Source organism: Streptosporangium sp. NPDC020145, assembly GCF_040631275.1.
Taxonomy (GTDB): Bacteria; Actinomycetota; Actinomycetes; order Streptosporangiales; family Streptosporangiaceae; genus Streptosporangium.
Genome location: NZ_JBEXZT010000013.1, coordinates 151,509 through 168,512, shown reverse-complemented (window position 1 = coordinate 168,512; position 17,004 = coordinate 151,509). Strand labels below are relative to the sequence as shown.

The 17,004-nt window shown below is 69.2% G+C and carries 14 protein-coding genes and 1 pseudogene; 12 read left to right on the top strand and 3 right to left on the bottom strand.

The genetic code is table 11. The features are described from left to right. Positions 1–143: 143 nt before the first annotated feature. The 7 genes and pseudogenes from ABZ463_RS23865 to ABZ463_RS23835 all read left to right on the top strand — a co-directional run. Positions 144–509 (top strand): annotated as a pseudogene (locus ABZ463_RS23865) (hypothetical protein); the annotation flags it as partial. Positions 510–597: 88 nt separating this feature from the next. Then, positions 598–918 (top strand): hypothetical protein, encoded by a 321-nt coding sequence (locus ABZ463_RS23860; RefSeq protein ID WP_352013498.1) that lies wholly within the window; start codon positions 598–600, stop codon positions 916–918. A 219-nt stretch (positions 919–1,137) separates the two neighbouring features. Then, positions 1,138–1,674, top strand: a complete 537-nt coding sequence (locus ABZ463_RS23855; RefSeq protein WP_352013465.1) for an RNA polymerase sigma factor — start codon at positions 1,138–1,140, stop codon at positions 1,672–1,674. Then, the gene (locus ABZ463_RS23850) at positions 1,671–2,513 is read left to right on the top strand and encodes a hypothetical protein (RefSeq protein ID WP_362779055.1); all 843 of its coding nucleotides are present in this window, start codon (positions 1,671–1,673) and stop codon (positions 2,511–2,513) included. Before ABZ463_RS23855 ends, ABZ463_RS23850 begins: the two co-directional genes overlap by 4 nt. 575 nt (positions 2,514–3,088) lie before the next feature. After that, a complete protein-coding gene (locus ABZ463_RS23845) occupies positions 3,089–3,535 on the top strand; it encodes a hypothetical protein (protein ID WP_362779052.1) in 447 nt (148 codons plus the stop codon). A 306-nt stretch (positions 3,536–3,841) separates the two neighbouring features. Then, positions 3,842–4,783, top strand: coding sequence for a pyridoxal-phosphate dependent enzyme (locus tag ABZ463_RS23840; protein ID WP_362779050.1), 942 nt, complete (start codon positions 3,842–3,844; stop codon positions 4,781–4,783). Positions 4,784–4,993: 210 nt separating this feature from the next. Then, positions 4,994–5,866 (top strand): TIGR02569 family protein, encoded by an 873-nt coding sequence (locus ABZ463_RS23835; protein WP_362779047.1) that lies wholly within the window; start codon positions 4,994–4,996, stop codon positions 5,864–5,866. 440 nt (positions 5,867–6,306) lie between these two features. On the opposite strand, the gene ABZ463_RS23830 is transcribed toward ABZ463_RS23835, so the two are convergent. Both ABZ463_RS23830 and ABZ463_RS23825 read right to left on the bottom strand, forming a co-directional pair. Further along, entirely contained in the window at positions 6,307–9,486 is a 3,180-nt protein-coding gene (locus tag ABZ463_RS23830; protein ID WP_362779044.1) for a S8 family serine peptidase, read from the bottom strand. 253 nt (positions 9,487–9,739) lie between these two features. After that, complete coding sequence (locus tag ABZ463_RS23825) at positions 9,740–10,054, bottom strand: hypothetical protein (protein WP_352013459.1); 315 nt, start codon at positions 10,052–10,054, stop codon at positions 9,740–9,742. Positions 10,055–10,235: 181 nt separating this feature from the next. Here ABZ463_RS23825 and ABZ463_RS23820 point away from each other — a divergent pair, with 181 nt between their 5' ends. Together ABZ463_RS23820 and ABZ463_RS23815 are read left to right on the top strand one after the other, a co-directional pair. Further along, positions 10,236–10,454: a hypothetical protein gene (locus tag ABZ463_RS23820; protein WP_362779042.1), complete on the top strand. Its 219-nt coding sequence runs from the start codon at positions 10,236–10,238 to the stop codon at positions 10,452–10,454. A 222-nt stretch (positions 10,455–10,676) separates the two neighbouring features. Then, positions 10,677–11,942, top strand: a complete 1,266-nt coding sequence (locus ABZ463_RS23815) for a hypothetical protein (RefSeq protein WP_362779039.1) — start codon at positions 10,677–10,679, stop codon at positions 11,940–11,942. 968 nt (positions 11,943–12,910) lie between these two features. Here ABZ463_RS23815 and ABZ463_RS23810 read toward each other — a convergent pair. Then, positions 12,911–14,104 carry an MFS transporter gene (locus tag ABZ463_RS23810; RefSeq protein WP_362779037.1) on the bottom strand — a complete coding sequence of 398 codons (1,194 nt, stop codon included), beginning with the start codon at positions 14,102–14,104 and terminating at the stop codon, positions 12,911–12,913. A gap of 240 nt (positions 14,105–14,344) precedes the next feature. Here ABZ463_RS23810 and ABZ463_RS23805 point away from each other — a divergent pair, with 240 nt between their 5' ends. The 3 genes from ABZ463_RS23805 (at position 14,345) to ABZ463_RS23795 (ending at position 16,916) form a co-directional block, all read left to right on the top strand. Beyond that, the gene (locus ABZ463_RS23805) at positions 14,345–14,830 is read left to right on the top strand and encodes a MarR family transcriptional regulator (protein ID WP_362779034.1); all 486 of its coding nucleotides are present in this window, start codon (positions 14,345–14,347) and stop codon (positions 14,828–14,830) included. A 265-nt stretch (positions 14,831–15,095) separates the two neighbouring features. After that, positions 15,096–15,227, top strand: a complete 132-nt coding sequence (locus ABZ463_RS23800) for a hypothetical protein (RefSeq protein ID WP_362779032.1) — start codon at positions 15,096–15,098, stop codon at positions 15,225–15,227. Between the two features lie 504 nt (positions 15,228–15,731). Beyond that, entirely contained in the window at positions 15,732–16,916 is a 1,185-nt protein-coding gene (locus tag ABZ463_RS23795; RefSeq protein ID WP_362779029.1) for a hypothetical protein, read from the top strand. Positions 16,917–17,004: the final 88 nt, after the last annotated feature.

Genomic DNA, 17,004 nt, shown 5'->3' with positions numbered 1-17,004 from the left:
ACCGCCCAGCGCCGGTTGAAGATCTACACCGAGAAGTAGAGGAGCACCGGTCGCCCAGGACCAAAGCACATCCGAACCCCAACTGGAAAAGTCCCCGACGTGGGCAGTTACGCGCTCCTACTTCGCTGAATCTCATCTCGACCATGGAACACCGCAGGTTCTGCGAGTTTGCCGACGCTGTGCGCACTCACCGCTACATCGGCCTGTGCTACGACCAGCCCGGCGTCGGCAAGACCCTCTCGGCCGAGACCTACGCCTGCTGGACCGAACAGCGTCACCTGCTGGAGATGCCGCACGCGCTCGTCGACTGGTTCCACAGCGGCGCCAACCGGCCCGACTGGCACACCGTGTTGTATACGCCCCTGATCAACACCCTGCCCGGCCGGGCGCTCAAAGAGCTGACCGACATGACCAACCGTCACGCGGTGGTCCGCTCCCGCGACATCGACGACCCCAAACGCGAGACCAACCTGCATGACGCCTGCCCCTACACCGAACTGGTGATCATCGACGAGGCCGAACGCCTCACCACCCGGGCCATGGAACAAGTCCGCGACTTCTACGACCGCAGCGCCCTTGGGCCTGGTCCTCATCGGCATGCCCGGCATCGAAAAGCGGCTGGCCCGCTACCCGCAGCTCTACAGTCGCATCGGCTTCGTCCACCACTACCGAACCCTTGCCGCCGACGAACTCGCCACCGTCCTGGCCACCGCGTTCGGCCATCTCGGTCTCGGCATCCTCGACGCCACGACAACCGAGGCCATCGCCGCGATCGCCCGCACCACCGCGGGCAATTTCCGGCTCGTCACCCGGCTACTGGACCAGGCCGAACGTGTTATGAAGCTCAACGAGCTCGACCGGATCACCGCTGAGGTCATCGACGCTGCCCGCGATGCCCTCGTCATCGACACCATGTGACCGCTGAGCCAGATCACGTTAGTTGGCACCAGCAAGCCGTCGTGACCTGGTCTGCGGGATCCCTCGGATCAGGCTTGTTGGCACTGATAGGTCACGCTACCTGCAACCGAACGGGGAGGCCCCTGGGAGCGGCGGTCCAGGACGGCGGGGTGAAACACTCGGAAAGGGTGTCGGACATGTATCGAGATGTCCGACACCTTGGCACGAGGAGAGTCATCTGTGACCCATCCCCCGGGAGCGCGAGACCGCTTCGAAGCGATCTACAACGCGCACTACCCGGCCATCCACCAGTACGCCGCCCGCCGTACGGACTCGCCCGAGGACACAGCGGACGTGATGTCCGAGACGTTCCTCACCGCGTGGCGGCGCATCGCCGACGTGCCCGAGGGCGAGGCCGCCCGCCTGTGGCTGTACGGCGTGGCCCGTCGCGTCCTGGCCAACCAACGGCGCGGCCAGTCTCGTAGGGCCGGGCTGGCAGAACGGCTGAAGGACGAGTCGTCCGCCACACGGCTGTCCGGGCCAGACGGGCTTGACCATGTGCGGGGGGCGTTCGACGGCCTTCCCGCCCGTGATCGCGACGTGCTCGCGTTGGCCTGCTGGGAAGGCCTGACCGGCCCGGAGATCGGCAAGGTACTCGGCTGCACGGCGACGGCGGCCCGCATCAGGCTGCACCGCGCACGCAAGCGGCTGGCCAAGGCGCTGGGCCTGACGGAAGCAGACCAGGCGATCACGGAACTGAGAGGAGAGAGCCTGTGAGCAAGATCGACCGGCTGGTGACCGCCATCGACCCCGTACCCCACGCGCCAGAACAGGGGCAGGACGCGCGGGAGTTGTTCCACGAGATTGTCGCGACGCAGGTCAAGGCACGTCGCAGAGTGCGCTGGCCGGTGTTGATCCCCGTCGCCGCAGTGCTGGCGGCAGCGGCCGTCACGGGGGTGGCCTTCATGCCCACCGACGCGCCGAGCGGCATCACGCCGGCCGCCGCGCTGGCGTTCCAGCGTTCGGGCGATGACTGGATCGTCACCGTCAAGAACCTTTACGCCAGCCCCGAGCGCTTCGCGTCCGAGTTCAGAGCCCGCGGGTTCGACATCCGACTGTCGATCGCCCCAGGCTCGCCGAGCACAGTCGGCCATGTCACGGGCGGGGAAGTCACGGAGGGAACGACTCGCATCGAGGAGGAGTCGGTGGAATGCGAGTCTCCCGGCGGCCGGTGCGCGGTCTCGTTCCGCATTCCCGCGGAGTTCCAGGGCAGCGCGCAGATCTGGCTTGCCCGTCCAGCCCGGCCCGGTGAACGGTACGAATCGGCCGGTGATGTCGATGCCACCGGTGAACTGCTGCACTGCGTCCCGTTCCGCGGCATGACCGTGGACGAGGTACGGGGAGTGCTGGCCGAGCGGGACGGCTCGATCGAGGAGTTCAGGGTCGGCAAGAGGTCGGAGCGCGCTCAGCAGGTGCCGGGCAACTGGTTCGTCAAGGACGCGGTGCCGACGGCCCCAGGGCGGGTGCTTGTCTGGGCGCAGCCGGACCGGGTGAAGTTCACTCCCGAGCTGACCACATACGTGGAGAAGAAGATGGCCGGATGTCCCAAGGGCTGACCGGGAAATGCCCACATGAGTATGGCGCCGCGGCAGAAGGTGCGGCGCCGTACGTGCGCTGACTGCCGGAACAGCACAACCGCGGTTAGGTTCCACCTAACGTGATCTGGCTCAACCGCGTCGCTGACGGTGACAGATCGGCCAAATAGCGTTGCCGATTTCCGGCCACGAAGCATTGCCCGTCACAGCCGCCGCCGGACTGGCTTCACGCGCGCACATGTAAGGCTCCCCCGAAACGCTCGAAACGCCGTTGCCCGTCGGTTACCGCCCCGGCGGCGGGGGGTCGAGCGGGCCGTACAACGGCGGCTCGTGGCGTGGGGAAAGGCCTTCCGGGCTCCGCGCCGCCGGGGCGGGTGCCGGTGGTGCGCAGCCGGGCGACCTCGGCCCTCACCGAAGCGCGGCCGGTCGAGGCGGGGCGTGCCCACTCGGCCAGCACTTCGGCCGGGGTGGCCGCCGGATCACCGTGGCGGGCAACGCGGGCCCTCGCAAGCCCGCCCCACCCGTGAACGCCGCACACCATAATCATTCCGCCTACCGCACCGGCGACGGAGGACACACGGGTAACGACGAGCCGCGTGAAATTCCCGCGCGGCGAGATCGTCGCCGACGACATCAACGCGACCGTACCGGCCCGCCAGGGGCTCTGCAGGCGCCACCCGAAACTGCCGCAAGGCGAGTCCTACAACGATGACGCGCGTCTGATCAACGCGATCGCCCTGGACGACCTACGCGCAGAATGGCGGAATGTGGCGCTGCGCGACGACGAACGAGCCAGCGCGGAAGACGTCACCGACGCGCTGACACTGCACCTTGCGGAACGCCGACGCGCCGAGGGCAACGAACGCCTGCTGATCGACATGGCGCGACGACGAGAAGTGGCCTGGGCGCACATCGCGCACCTGCTGGGCTACGCCGACGGCGACACCGCCCAGCAACGCTGGCCTTCCTCATTCAGCAGCGCACCGGCGACCACCGCATCACCCTGGTCGACGACGCCGCCGTGGCGCGGTTCCCACACATGAACGCGACCGACTGACCACGACGACGATCGGCCTCGGCCAGGAACCAGAGAACCTGGTCGGGGCCGCGTCGACTCCGGCACTCGTCAAGCCGTAGCGTGATCGGCCCCTCGTTAAGACCGTGTCCTATGTGGTGAGTCGGACGTTCATCTGCACCTGGGCCGAACGGGCAACCGCGACTGTCATTTCAGGGCGGAGCGCACGGATCCCCTGACCCGCTCGCCGGTGGCGAACAGGCGCGGTCTTCCGAACCGCGCCTGACATGGTGGGGTGGTGAATTGGAACACGCGAGCGCTCGATGTGCTGGCGGTGGGTGAACCCACCCCGCTGATCGACTTGCCGATATCGGCGCCCGGGATCAGGCTGCTGCTGAAGGACGAGTCCGCGCAACCGACGGGGAGCCTACGGTACCGGCACGCCAGGGCGCTGTTCCGCCAGGCCGTGCTCGACGGTTCGGTCACCGAGGGCGTGACCGTGGTGGAGGCGACCGGCGGCAACGCGGCCGTGGCCCAGGCGTGGTTCGCGCGGCGGCTCGGGCTGCCGTACATCGTGGTCATGCCGGGCGAGCGCAGCCAGGCGCGGGCGCGGGCGGTGGAGGAACTGGGCGGGGAATGCAGATTCGTGACGCCGCCGCCGGCGATCTACGAGGCCGTCCGGGAGATCGACGGGCACTTCCTGGACCAGTTCGGGCGGGCCGCGCCGCACGACCTGGCGGAGGAGCTGTTCGGACAGGTGCGGCCGGACTGGGTGGTGACGGGCGCGAGCACCGGAGCGACCTCGGCCGCCCTCGGCCAGTGGATCCGGGCCCACGGTGCGGACTGCCGGGTCGCGGTGGCGGATCCCGAGAATTCGGCCTACTTCCCAGGATGGACCCTCGACGTGCCCGACTACGGCACCGGGATGCCCTCGCGGATCGAGGGCATCGGACGCCCACGCGTCGAGCCCGGCTTCCGGCCCGACCTCGTGGACCTGGTCGTCCCCGTGCCCGACGCGGCCGGTCTGGCGGCGGCCCGGCACATCCGCGAGGTGACCGGGCTGCCGGTTGGCGCCTCCTCGGGCACCGCGTTGTGGGCGGCGCTGGAACTGGTGGAGCGCATGCGGGCCAGAGGCGAGACCGGCACGGTGGTGTCGCTGATCGGCGACGCGGCCGATCGGCATCTGGCGACCTGCCATGACGACGGGTGGGCCGCCGGGAAAGGGCTGGACGTCGGACAGCACATGGGCACCCTGAGGCGGCGCACCAGCTTGTGACGCCTCGACGTACGGGGTCTACGGCCTCGCGTAGCCACCGGCGTCGCCCCGGGTACCTGCTGTGACCGGAGGTGCGAGCTGAACTTGACCGATCGGCCTTGCGCCTGCCGAAGTTCCTCCGCACTCCGCCCAACCGATCAACCGGACGCCTCACGGCGTACGCCGAAATCCAGGTGCCCGACGAGTTGGCGATCCGGCACTCTGCCCGCTATGACCTTGAGAACGACGACCGAACCCCCCGCAGGCGTGCTCGCAGCCTTCCGTCTGGCGGGAGCACCCCGCCCGCTTGCTGGTGGCCAGGGGCAGAGCTTCCGCGTCGGGAACGCGGTCTTGAAGCCGGTGAACACCACGGAGGAGGCCGAATGGTGCGCAGAGGTGTTCGCGGGCCTGACTTCCACGTCTGAGTTTCGAGTTCCCCGGCCCTGTCGTGCAGATGACGGAAGCTACGTCGTAGCCGGGTGGGCGGCCTTCGAGTTCGTGGACGGCCAAGCGGGGCCGGCCGGCGAGTGGGCGACGCTGATAGCCGCGGGCAGGGCCTTTCACCGGGCCTTGCGTCATCTGCCCCGGCCCGGCCTGCTTGACCGGCGCCAGCATCCCTGGGCGGTAGCCGACCGCATCGCGTGGGGCGAGATCAGTTCGGTGACATCGGCTCACACCAACGGGCTGCTGGCGACGTTGCAGGATCTCCAGCGTCCCGTGGACGCGCCCAGCCAGCTCGTGCACGGGGACCTTACGGGGAATGTGCTGTTGATGTCCGGGCGACCGCCTGCTGTGATCGACTTCTCGCCGTATTGGCGGCCGGCCGGGTATGCCGAGGCCATCGTCGTCGCCGACGGCCTCCTCTATCATCGTGCAGAGCCTGAACTCGTCGACAGGGTGCTTCCCGGCCGCGATGGGCTCCAGATGCTTATCAGGGCTCTGACCTTCCGGTTGGCCACCACGGCCCTCTTCGAAGGCCCGAGCGGGACGCTCCCTCAAGAGGAATTGGCACGCTTCGCACGTGTGACCCGTCTGGTGGCGGAACGGATTCACACAGATCATCACTTCGGCATCGGCCTTCGGGAGCCTGAGTACAGAAATTAGCGGTAGAGGCTGCCACCTGCGGAAACGTGTGATCATGACCAGACGGAACGTTAACTCTGTCCGGTCTTTCAAATCACATCCGCCCAGGTCAATGCTCTGGGACGTCCGAACGCCATGATTCGGCCACTGCCCCACCCTGGTCGTCCACAGCCGTAACCACTCCGGCGGCCACCCGCAGCCCGGGCCCTCTGACCAGCTCGGACGCTCTACTTTGCGTCTGGTGACACCGACCCGAGCGCCGGGCCTGGACGGGTGAGTCCGCGCCGGGGGAACCGACGAGGTACGGCCCGTCTCGGCGACCGCCCCGGGCGCCGGGGCCGAGTACGAGACCTGGCCCGGAGAAGTGTCCGCCCGGCATCCTGTGGCCGTCCGCGGAGGGAGAGAACGGCGTGCCCGGGACTCCGCACATCCGAGTCCCGGGCACGCCGTTTTCAGGGGGCTCAGCCGACGGCGTAGGCGCGGGTGATCGTCTGCGTGACGCCGTCGCCGGCGGAGTCTGTCACCGTGGCGCGCAGTGAGACGAATCCCGGCGTGCCGGGGTTCGTCAGAAGGGCCGTCCACCCTGCCCGGGAGGGGATCGCGGGAACCGGACGCCAGGTCGCGCCGTCGTCGAAGGACGCCTCCAGCTTGATCGACCTCACCTCGGCCCCGGGAGCTCCGGGGTTCCTCTCGACCCAGACGGGCAACCGGGTCAGCGACCGCGGCCTGGCCCGGTTGAGGTCGTCGAGGCCGGCCGGCGCGTAGCGTACGGCCATCAGGGGCAGCGGTCGCGGCGTGGCCGTACCGGCCGAGTGGAACGTCCAGACCGCGTCCACCGCGGTGGACAGCGTCGCGTTCGGCACCTGCCTGCGTGCCGCGGCGGTGAGGGTGTAGACGGCGGCGTCCGGGGGGAGCTTCGCCGTCAGGCAGTTCCTCACCCGAACCGCGCAGTCCGCCAGGTCGGCCCTGGCGACCACCTTGGTGTCCCGGGTCAGGGTGACGTCGCCGGTGACGGAGGCGTCGGTGCCGGTCCGCCCGGCCACGCCGTCGGTGAACAGACCGCCGGGGAAGAAGGTCAGCTCATCGCCCGTCCGGGCGCCGCCGGAGGTCGCGAACGCGGGACCGGTCACCGCGGGATTCCACAGCTCGCGGTGAGGTCCGCCCGCCGGGTACCGGTCGGTGCCCGTCGTCGAGAGGGTGCCGGACCGCAACTGAGAGTCCCAGACGAACCCGGGGGTGCGGTAGTGGGTCATGGTGCCGGGCAGGTTGACGTCACGCGTCGGATACACGATCGATGAGCCGGACTCGGGGAAGAGGGGGCCCAGGGCGATCTCTCCCTTGGCGGCCACACCGGACGCCCGGTAGGTCGCGGTCACCTTGACGAGGTCACTCGTGCGCGCGGTGTAGGAGGGATCGTCCGGGATACCGCCGGTGCGATGGTCGACGAGGTCGTAGCGGTACGGACTGGGAACGGTGTCCTTCCTGTGCCATACGGTCCTGGTCCTGTAGCTCAGTCCGGCCTGGCGGCTCGGAAGCACGAAGAAGGACCGGTTGGGGTCGGCCCAGGCGATCCACGCGAAGTTCCAGGACCCGTTGGCCAGGGCGAACTCCAGGACCTGGTCGGGTACGGCCGTCGGCTCGTCCAGCGAGAACCGGACCTGCTTGCCCTGGCGCGCGTCCAGTGCGATCCGCCGGTCGCCGTCGACCTTCACCGGCACGTGCGCGGTCGTGATCGCGATCGTGGACTCGGTCACCACCTCCGCGTAGAGATTCCACTCTCCTTCGGGTAGCCGGACCTTGGCCGCCCCGTCCCTGAAGGGCAGATACTCCTGGGCGCCGGTCTTGAGGTTGTACATGTGCCCCTGGACGACGGCGGAGCCGCCGTCGAGACCGGTCGCGGTGATGGTCACGTCGTGGGACTTCGGCTCCACGTACGCGCCCGCCAGGGTGCGCAGGACGGTGCCGCCCGATGTGGCCGTGATGATTCCGGGGTAGTCTCCCGGCGCCTTCCCCTCGGCATCGATTGTGAGGGTGAGCGAGGACTCTCCTCCGGCGGGCACCTCAAGCCGCTGGACCGGCAGCTTCAGTACGTCGACGTCCGTGGTGAGGTCCAGGGTGACCGGGACGTCGCCGGAGTTGGCGTAGGTGAGGGTCCTGGTCGTCTTCCGGCTGCCGGACTCCTGCCAGGGGAAGACCACCCAGAGATCGGCCGATGGCGACACGACCGGCTGCGCCAGCGCGCGGACCAGGTCCACCCGCCCGGTGCCCTGCTCATACGGCGTGGCGCCCGCGGTGGGCGCGGCGGTGCCGGTCAGCGCCGCCTTGAGCCGTTCGCCGTTCCAGTCGGGGTGGCGCTGGGCGAGGATCGCGGCGGCCCCCGCCACGTGCGGGGCGGCCATTGAGGTGCCGCTGTGCGCGGCGTAGGGGCCCTCGGCGGTGCCCTCGGCCGCCGCGGCCACGATGTCGACGCCGGGGGCGGTGAGGTCCGGCTTGATCGCGTGGTCGCCCACCCGGGGGCCGCGGCTGGAGAACTCGGCGATCTGGTCCGCCCGATCGACGGCCCCGACGGTCAGAGCCGCCTCAGCGCTGCCCGGGCTGCTCACCTTGCCGAGCCTGCCTTCGTTCCCCGCGGACATGACGAACAGCGCGCCGGTCCGGGCCGACAGCGTGTTCACCGCCTCCTCCAGGACGTCGATGTCCGGTGTGTCCTGCCCGCCGATGCTCACGTTGATGATCTTGGCCTTGACCTCGGAGGCGGCCCATTCCATGCCCGCCAGCAGGGCGGAGTCGGTCACCCCGTTCTCGTCCCCCACCTTTCCGAGGGCGATCTTGGCATCCGGCGCCACACCCCGGTACTTCTCGCCGGCCCCCGCGATGATCGAGGCGACGTGCGTGCCGTGGCCCTCACCGTCTCGCATGTCGGGGGCGTCGCTGAAGTTCCGCGCCTGGGTGACCACGCCCTTCAGGTCCGGATGGTCGGTGTCGTAGCCGCTGTCGAGCACGGCCACCGTGACGCCCTTGCCGGTCAGGCCCTGCTTCCACGCCTCCGGGGCGCCGATCTGCTTGACGCTCCGGTCGAGGCTGAACGAGCGGCGGCCGTCGAGCCAGAGTCTGGTCCTGCCCGCGGCCAGGGCCCGGGGGCCGTCGATCAGGTCCTTCCAGGTCTCGCCGGCGTGTGCCTTGGGGAGGCGCAGGGCCGTCATGCCGAGATCGGCCAGCTGCCTGGTCTGCCGCGCGGCTCGCGGGGCGGGCGCGAGTCCCTGGGCCGACTGCGCGATCACCGGGATGTCGGTCCTGTCCGCGTCGCCGTACCGCCATTCAAGAAGCTGGGTGACGTCGAACAGCCGTTCGTCCAGCACTCCCTCGGCCACCAGCGGCATCGCGTCTGAGGGGAGGACGAGGAGATGGCCGCCGCGGCGCTGTACGGCGTAGCGCACCTTCCTGCCGGGCCCCGGCTCCACCCGGTGACTCCTGCCGGTCACGACGACGCGGTCGCCGGTCACCAGGGTCACGCTGCCGGTCTGCTGTGCCGTCCCCCGCGCCTCCTGTGTCGTCCGCCCTTCTCCTACGACGTTCTCCCCTTGGGGAACGGGATCCTGGACAACCGTGACGCCGACCGCCACGGTCAGAATCGCGGCCATCAAGCCACTGCCCAAGCTCATGCGCACCTCTCGATTCAAAGGAAATGGATCATCCGCTTCCCTTGGGCAGTTGGCCGCATTTGGTTACAGGCCTCCCCAGCCGCCGCCGAGCACGTCCGCACCCGGCGCGCCCACGGCGCCGGATCCCGTGGTGGGACAGGGGGTCACGCGAGGTGCCGTTCCGCCGCTCACGCGTAGGAGCTGAGCGGCCGGATCAGACAGTCGGCTGCCAGTTGCTCGTCGATGTGGGCCATCACGAAGATCGGGGTGAACGTCGGGATATCGGCGTCCTCCAGATACCCCAGCAGGGCGCGGGAGCCATCCGCCCAGCCGCCGTGGCGGCTTGGGCGACGTCGTCGGCCTCACGCAGCGCCCCGTGCACGGCGGCCACGTCGCCGACGTGTCCGGCGCGGGTGGCCTCGACCATGAAGAACATGCCTTTGAGCAGCGTCCGCATCGCCTCGGTGTAGCCGTGGGCGTCGCGGGCCTTGCGGCTTTGGTTCATCGCCGGGCCCAGCGTCGTACGGGTCTGCTCCAGCAGCCGCTCCAGGTCGGGCAGCGCGGTCAAAAGCGCCGCGCTGGGGCGGGGGGGGTAGTGGGGGGCACCGGTCGTCTCCTACGGCGGGGGGCGGATACTGGCGGGGGCTACCAGCGTCTGGGCGAAAGTCTCCACCAGGGCGATGCCCGCGGACGGGGAATCCGGGTTCACCACCAGATGGCGGAAACGCCAGCCGAGCGGCCAGGAGCATGTGCCGTTCAGCGAATCGGGTGCCGCGCCGGGGCGTCAGCGCGGCCCGCTGGGCGGGCGGGGCGGCAGACCACGGCGGGGTGACCGCGTCGGCGACCTGGCGTGCGAACGCCTCGACGGCAGCCGTACCCGGTCGCACGCCGAGCTGCGCGGCGCGTGGGCCGTGCTCGGCGACGGCGCGGAGGACGCCTTCGAGTGGCCAGGCGTCGGTGGCTTTTGAGCCACACCATCAGGGCCAGCAGATGCGCGTCGGTCGAGGACTTGTCCCGCGCCCACTCGATCTCGTCGTCCGACGGGGTGAACGCGTCGGACAGATCACGCGACGCCCATCCGCTTGAACGTCGGGTAGGCGGTGTGATCGATCGACGTCACCCGCACCTCAAAGATACGACCGACAGGACCCCTATTCGCTCGCTCGGCGCCTCCACCACGGGGATACTGCATGTCGATGATCGAATACGACAGTCCGGCCTCGTTCCGCGGTCAGCTCCAACGGGGACGCGGTGCCGCAGTGCATCGTACGTCGACCGCCCCCGGCGCCGCCGACACGGTGTATGAGTGCGTGATTACGGACACGCGCTGGGACCGACAAGTTGATCAACGCGACAGCTACCTCGCCGGCCTCATCGCTCGGCTCGACCTGCCGCTGGCACCGATCCAACAGCACCTGCTCACGTACGACGGCGAGGACGCTGAACCGGTTGAGCTTGCCTTGCAGGTCCTTGCCCTGCTTCCGATGGTCGGTCGACTCGACGCGGCGGCCGTGCTGCGCGGGTACGCGATCGACGGGCCGCATTGGTCCACGGCACTGGAGGCGATCGTCGACAGCGGGGCGATGAAGCTTCCCACCATCTGGGACGGGCTCGCTGACGACATCATCGCCAACCGCGACGATGCCCAGCTTGCACAGGCGATCTGGTGCGACACGGAGCCGTGGACAACGTTCGCGCAGTCCCAGCCACGGGTCCGGCGAATCATCGACGAACTCAGGGCCTCCCGTTCACCCGGACCGGCCAGGCGCGACACACGACCCGAAATCGTCGCCATCGACAACGAAGACCTGATCGGGCTTGTCGCTGCCGGCGGCTTCGAGCAGCCGCGGGCGCTGGAGGAACTGGGCAGGCGCGGCGATCGCATCGTCTTCGACTTCGCCGAAGACTCCGGCCTACGCAACGCGGCCGGGTGGCTGCCGGGTATCCCACAGGCGCTCCACCACCTTGGGCCAGACGCGCTGCCACGCGCCCGCACGTGGATCGGCAGCGGCGACGACACACTCGTCGCGTTCGGGGAGCGTGTGGTGGCAGAGGTCGGCGACCGGGGCGATGCGCCGGTGTTGCTGGCCGCGTTGCACCGCACAGTCGTCGCTGGGGAATGGTGCGCTGCCGAGGTTCCGGCACGAGGCCTGGGCCGGTTGGGGATCCATGAAGCCGCAAGCGAGCTCATGGCCGCATGGGAAGGCACAGTTCATTCACTTGCCCGAGAAGCGTTCCTGGACGGGCTTCGGGGATGTGCGCCGCATGAAGCCGAAGCCGTCATGGTCGAGGGACTTGACGATTGCGAGCCAACGGTTCAGCAGCGCGCGTGTGAGGCGGCGCCAGATACGGCCGCAGTCCGCTCGCGTCTGCGGGAGTTGACTGCCGATCCCCTGGCACCTGAGGTTCATGAGGCCGCGAACACGAAACTGCAGTTCCTGGCCATTGATCCCTGAGCTTCTCAACCGCGCGGCATCACCTGACCAGAAGCCGGCGTCGACCTGCGGGGAAGCACTACCAAGATCGGGTCATGGCCCCTTTCCCACGTATTCGGTTCCCAGTCATCGAGAGGGCGAGATTCCTGGCCAGCTGCTGATTGTGCCAGCCGTCCACCATCACTTCGAACACCTGCTCCCGGGGGGGTGCAGTAACGTCACCCCATCGGCCAGCTGCAGCCGAGCGGTACCTGGAAGCCGGTCGTTCGTCCTGGACACCGTCACTCTCCGTCGTTCGCATCCAATGCGAAGGCTGTATAGCGCCCCAGGTCAGCGTATGGATCCCTACCTTCTCGCCTGTCTCAAACCGCGCTCGGATAGGTAGAGTGCAGTCGGCCGAAACGGCGCGCACAGCAGCCTCTTCGTCGAGTCCGAGCCGTCGGGCGCGAGGGGTCGCCAATTCGCATCTGATGCGATACGCGACGGTCCCGGAATACGGCGGAAACGGGCTGCGTCCGCCGGAGACCGCAGGTCAGGCGGTGGGAGCGTACACCGGGTTTCGGCTGTGGATGGCGGTGCCCGGTGTGGGGCCGGATTGGTTCCCGCTGCGGCCTCACCCCGCTGAGCTGGTCAGACGCCGTTTCAGGAACCGGACAGAACGCAGGTTCTGTCCGGTCAGCGTCCCGGAGTGACCTGTTTCCGCCGTATTCGGCCCAGGACTCCCGAAGCTACGGCCAGGGGCAAAGGAGGAGGCTGACCGGACAGGACTACGACTCTGTCCGGTCAGCGGAACCACATCGTCCCAGGTCACGGCTCTGACTCCGAGCGCCCCGCCAATCCGGTCCCCCATGCCGACCCGGGACGGGCCGCCGAAACCCGGCCCCGGCGGGCGGTAATGAAAACCCGCGCTGAGCTGGACTGATCCGCCTGCTTTGCGGCTCGTCGCAGCTTCGGGAGTCCTGGGCCGGAAGGAACGGGGAGGAGGACGGTCAGTGGTGAGCGGGAACGGGAGCGGCGGTGACGGCGCCCTCCCGCACGGGGACGCGGTGCTCCAGGACGGCGGACCAGACGGCCAGCAGGAGGGCGGACCCGGCGAGCAGCGCGCCGACCCAGTTTGGGGCGGTGTAGCCGAGGCCGGCGGCGATGACCTGGCCGCCGAGCCACGCGGCGAGGGCGTTGCCGAGGTTGAAGGCGCCGATGTTGACGGCGGAGGCCAGGGTGGGCGCGCCGTGCGCCTGGTCGAGCACGCGCTTCTGCAGCGGTGGGACGGTGGCGAAGCCGAGCCCCCCGACGAGCAGGATGGAGACCGCGGCGAGGATCTTGTTGTGTGCGGTGAGGGTGAACAGGGCCAGGACGACGGCGAGTCCGCCGAGGGAGGCGTAGAGCATCGGCATCAGCTTGCGGTCGGCGAATCTGCCGCCGAGCAGGTTGCCGAGGAACATCCCGACGCCGAACAGGACCAGCAGCCAGGTCACCGCGCCGTCGGAGTACCCGGCGACGTGGGTCATCATCGGGGCGATGTAGGTGATCGCCGCGAAGACACCGCCGAAGCCGAGGACGGTCATTGCCATGGCGAGCAGGACCTGGGGGTTGCGGAACGCCGTGAGCTCGCGGCGCAGGTGGGCGCCCTCGGGGCGGGGCAGAGCGGGGACGAGCTTGGCGATGCCGAACAGTCCGACCACGCCGAGCGCGGCGACGACGGCGAAGGTGACGCGCCAGCCGACGGCCTGGCCGATGAAGGTGCCCAGCGGAACGCCGGCGATGTTGGCGACGGTGAGGCCGGTGAACATCGTGGCGATGGCGCCGGCCTTCTTGTCCGGGGCCACGAGGTCGGCGGCGACCACCGAGCCGATGCCGAAGAACGCGCCATGGGCGAGGGAGGCCACAATGCGGCCGGCGAGCATCACGCCCATGATCGGTGCCACGGCGGAGAGCAGGTTCCCCACCACGAACAGGCCCATGAGGATCATGAGCATCGTCTTGCGGCCGATCCGGGTGCCGAGCGCCGTCATCAGCGGGGCGCCGATGACGACGCCGATCGCGTAACCGGTGACCAGGAGTCCGGCGGAGGGGATGGACACCCCGTAGTCGTCGGCGATCTCGGGCAGCAGGCCCATGACCACGAACTCGGTCGTACCGATCCCGAAGGCCCCGATGGCCAGGGCTAGGAGCGCGAGAGGCATGGTGTGCCGCCCTCCATACGATTGCTGTTGCGCCTTACACGCTTAGACAATAATTGCATACGCGGGCTAAGTGCAAATGCGGGTATTTGTTCGTCAACGATGGTGGGCGACGGCGGCGACGGAACGCGCGTCCGGGCGCGATGAGGGTGATACTTGCATGAGCGGGATACACGTGTTAGCCGGTATTGCGTGCAAGGGTTTATCTTGGAGGGCATGCACCATGGAAGGAGAGTCGCACCCATGACCGCCACGGACCCCGCGCTCACCGCCCTCGCCAACGGCTGGGCCGCTCTCTACCTCCTGGCCGGCCGGATCGAGGCGCACATCGAGCGTGCCCTTCAGGCCAAGCACGACCTGAGCGTGCGCGAGTACTCGCTGCTCGACGTGCTCAGCCGCCAGCACGACGGTGAGGGCGGGCACCTGCAGATGAAGCAGGTCGCCGACGCGGTCGTGCTTAGCCAGAGCGCCACCACCCGCCTCGTCACCCGGCTGGAGGACCGCGGCCTGCTCTCGCGCTACCTCTGCGCGACCGACCGCCGCGGCATCTACACCGACGTGACCGGGTCCGGCCTGGAACTCCTGGAAGCGGCCAGGCCGACCAACGAGGCCGCCCTCCGGGAGGCGCTGGACGAGGCCACCAAGAACCCCGAGCTGGCCCCGTTGGTCGCCACCGTCGAGGAGATGAACATGTCGCGACGGCTCCCGGAGCCCGCTGCCACACGCTGAGCACGACGAAGCTCCGGGACCTCGACAAGGCTCGGGGCCTGGGTCGGTGTCACCAGGGGCAAAGTAGCTCAGCGTGAGGTCTTACCAGACAGAACGTAGCTCTGCCGGATCTTCCGAATCACATCCGACCAGGTCAGCACCCTAGGACTCCTGAACGCTATGATCCGGCCGCTGCCCCGCCCCGGTTGCTCACAGCCGTAACCACCCCGGCGGCCACCCGCCGTCCGAGCCCTCTGACCAGCTCGGACACTCCACTTTGCGCCTGGTGACACCAACCCGAGCGCCGGGCCTCATCGCCAAGCGCGGCCGCTGGGCTCCGGCCACCCCGGCCGTGCTGCGCTACATCCGTGCCGTCGACCGCCGGCGCGACAACGCCATGCGCAACGTCGGCCTGTGACCCGTCCTATAGGGCTTCACCGCTCGTGGCCAATTCTCATTGGCCACGAGCACGGTCTGGCTGTCGGCGAGACATCGAAGGTCGGGGCATGGCCATTCGTTTGTGAGTTGAGGAACGTGTCACGTCTCTGAGCCGGAAGCACTCCCAGGGGGCTGGCCATCAATGAGACGTCGCGGGTCACCGAGGCGCCGTTGGTCACGATCCGCGAGGCCCCACAGTCCTGCAGGGCCTCAGGCTCCGTGACGCTTTCTCATCCGTCCTCTGGGACGCAGCGGTGCGGTGAGGGCGCCAGGCGGCCACCGAGCCTTCAAAAAGGCCTCTGAGCTGCGCACTGACACCTCGTGCGGATTCGCACAAACGGACAATCCACGTCGCAGAAGACCTCCGATCCGCCTACTTGCGGGAATTGTCATTCCCGGTAGTAGTCGATCTGTACCGTCAACGCAACGAAGCGTGATTATTGATTTTGAATTTCTGGAAAACAGAAAATGCTAGCCTGGAGGGGTGAGCGAGAGAGCCGGCGCGGTGACGCCGTGCAAGCACTGTGGGATGCCGATCGAGCAGCGCCAGGGAAGAGGACGGCCCAAGGCCTACTGCCCGCAGGGTGACTGCCAGGCGGCGGCCAAGCGCGAACGGGAGCTGAAACGCGCGACCCCCGGCCTTGAGGGCGCGCTCGCCCGCGCGGAGGAGTTCTACGAGCGGATGGAGAAGGGCATGGCGGCGGCGATCGCGCCGCTGGCGCAGATCCTGGCCGACGAGCTGAGTCCCGCCGGGGTCGAGGCGAAACTGAGCGCGGTGCAGGCCGAGGCCCACACCCGGGTGGCGATCGCGCGCACCGAGCGGGAACAGGCCTTCGAGCAGGTACGGCTGGCCCGCGAGGCCACCGGACACGCCCGCCGGGAGCGGGACACCATGGCCCGCCAGGTCGAGGAGGCGAACGCCGAACGGGACATCGCCCTGGCCGACGCCGAGACCGCCAGGGAACAGGCGCTGGCCGCCCTGCACGAGGCAGCGGCCACCGAACGGCTCGCCAAGCACGCCGAACAGGAGGCCAGACGACGGGCCGACCACGCCGAGGCGGCCAGGGACGCCACGTTGAGGGAGACGGCCGAGCGGATCGAGACGGCCGAGACCGCCGCCGAGCAGGCCCAGGCGCTGGCCGTACAGGAACGAGAGCAGGCGGAACAGGCCCGCGCCGAGCGTGACCAGGCCGAACGGGCGGCGAAGGCCGCGCAGCGGGCGAGGGCGGAGGCCGAGCGGGCCGCCGTCGCCTCCGAGGCCCAGGCCAGAGCGGCCGAAGCCGAACGGGACAGGGCCCAGGCCCGGGCGGACGCCGAGGCTCAGGGCCGGGCACAGGCGCTGGCCGAAGCCGCCGAGGCCCGGGCGCAGGCGGCCCGCGCCGACCGGCAGTCGGCCCAGGCGGACAAACGAGCGGCGCGCCAGGTCACCGAGGCGGAGGAACGGGCCATGGCGAAGGTCGCGGAGGCGGAGGAACGCGCCGCCGCGCGGATCGCCGAGGCACAGGCGGAGCGGGACAGGGCGCTCATGCAACTGGCCATGGAGCAGGTGAGGCTTTCCGATCTGCGGGAGCAGATGGAGGCTCTGCGCCTGGAGGCCGCCCAGCTCAGGGAACGCGCGGTGACAGCGGAACTCCGCGCCCCCGCCACTCCCCCGGAACCGGCTCCATAGGCGTCGCGACCTGACGTCATCAGTCCGCTACGCGGGCCTCCAGGTGCTGACGTGTCCATGTCGGCCCGAAACCAGGCTGGAAGTGGAG

Excerpts from the sequence above, each read along its gene's own strand:
- ABZ463_RS23860 (WP_352013498.1), top strand. The coding sequence starts at position 598 with ATGCCCGGCATCGAAAAGCGGCTGGCCCGCTACCCGCAGCTCTACAGT.
- ABZ463_RS23835 (WP_362779047.1), top strand. The coding sequence starts at position 4,994 with ATGACCTTGAGAACGACGACCGAACCCCCCGCAGGCGTGCTCGCAGCC.
- ABZ463_RS23830 (WP_362779044.1), bottom strand. The coding sequence starts at position 9,486 with ATGGCCGCGATTCTGACCGTGGCGGTCGGCGTCACGGTTGTCCAGGAT.
- ABZ463_RS23815 (WP_362779039.1), top strand. The coding sequence starts at position 10,677 with ATGTCGATGATCGAATACGACAGTCCGGCCTCGTTCCGCGGTCAGCTC.
- ABZ463_RS23810 (WP_362779037.1), bottom strand. The coding sequence starts at position 14,104 with ATGCCTCTCGCGCTCCTAGCCCTGGCCATCGGGGCCTTCGGGATCGGT.
- ABZ463_RS23805 (WP_362779034.1), top strand. The coding sequence starts at position 14,345 with ATGACCGCCACGGACCCCGCGCTCACCGCCCTCGCCAACGGCTGGGCC.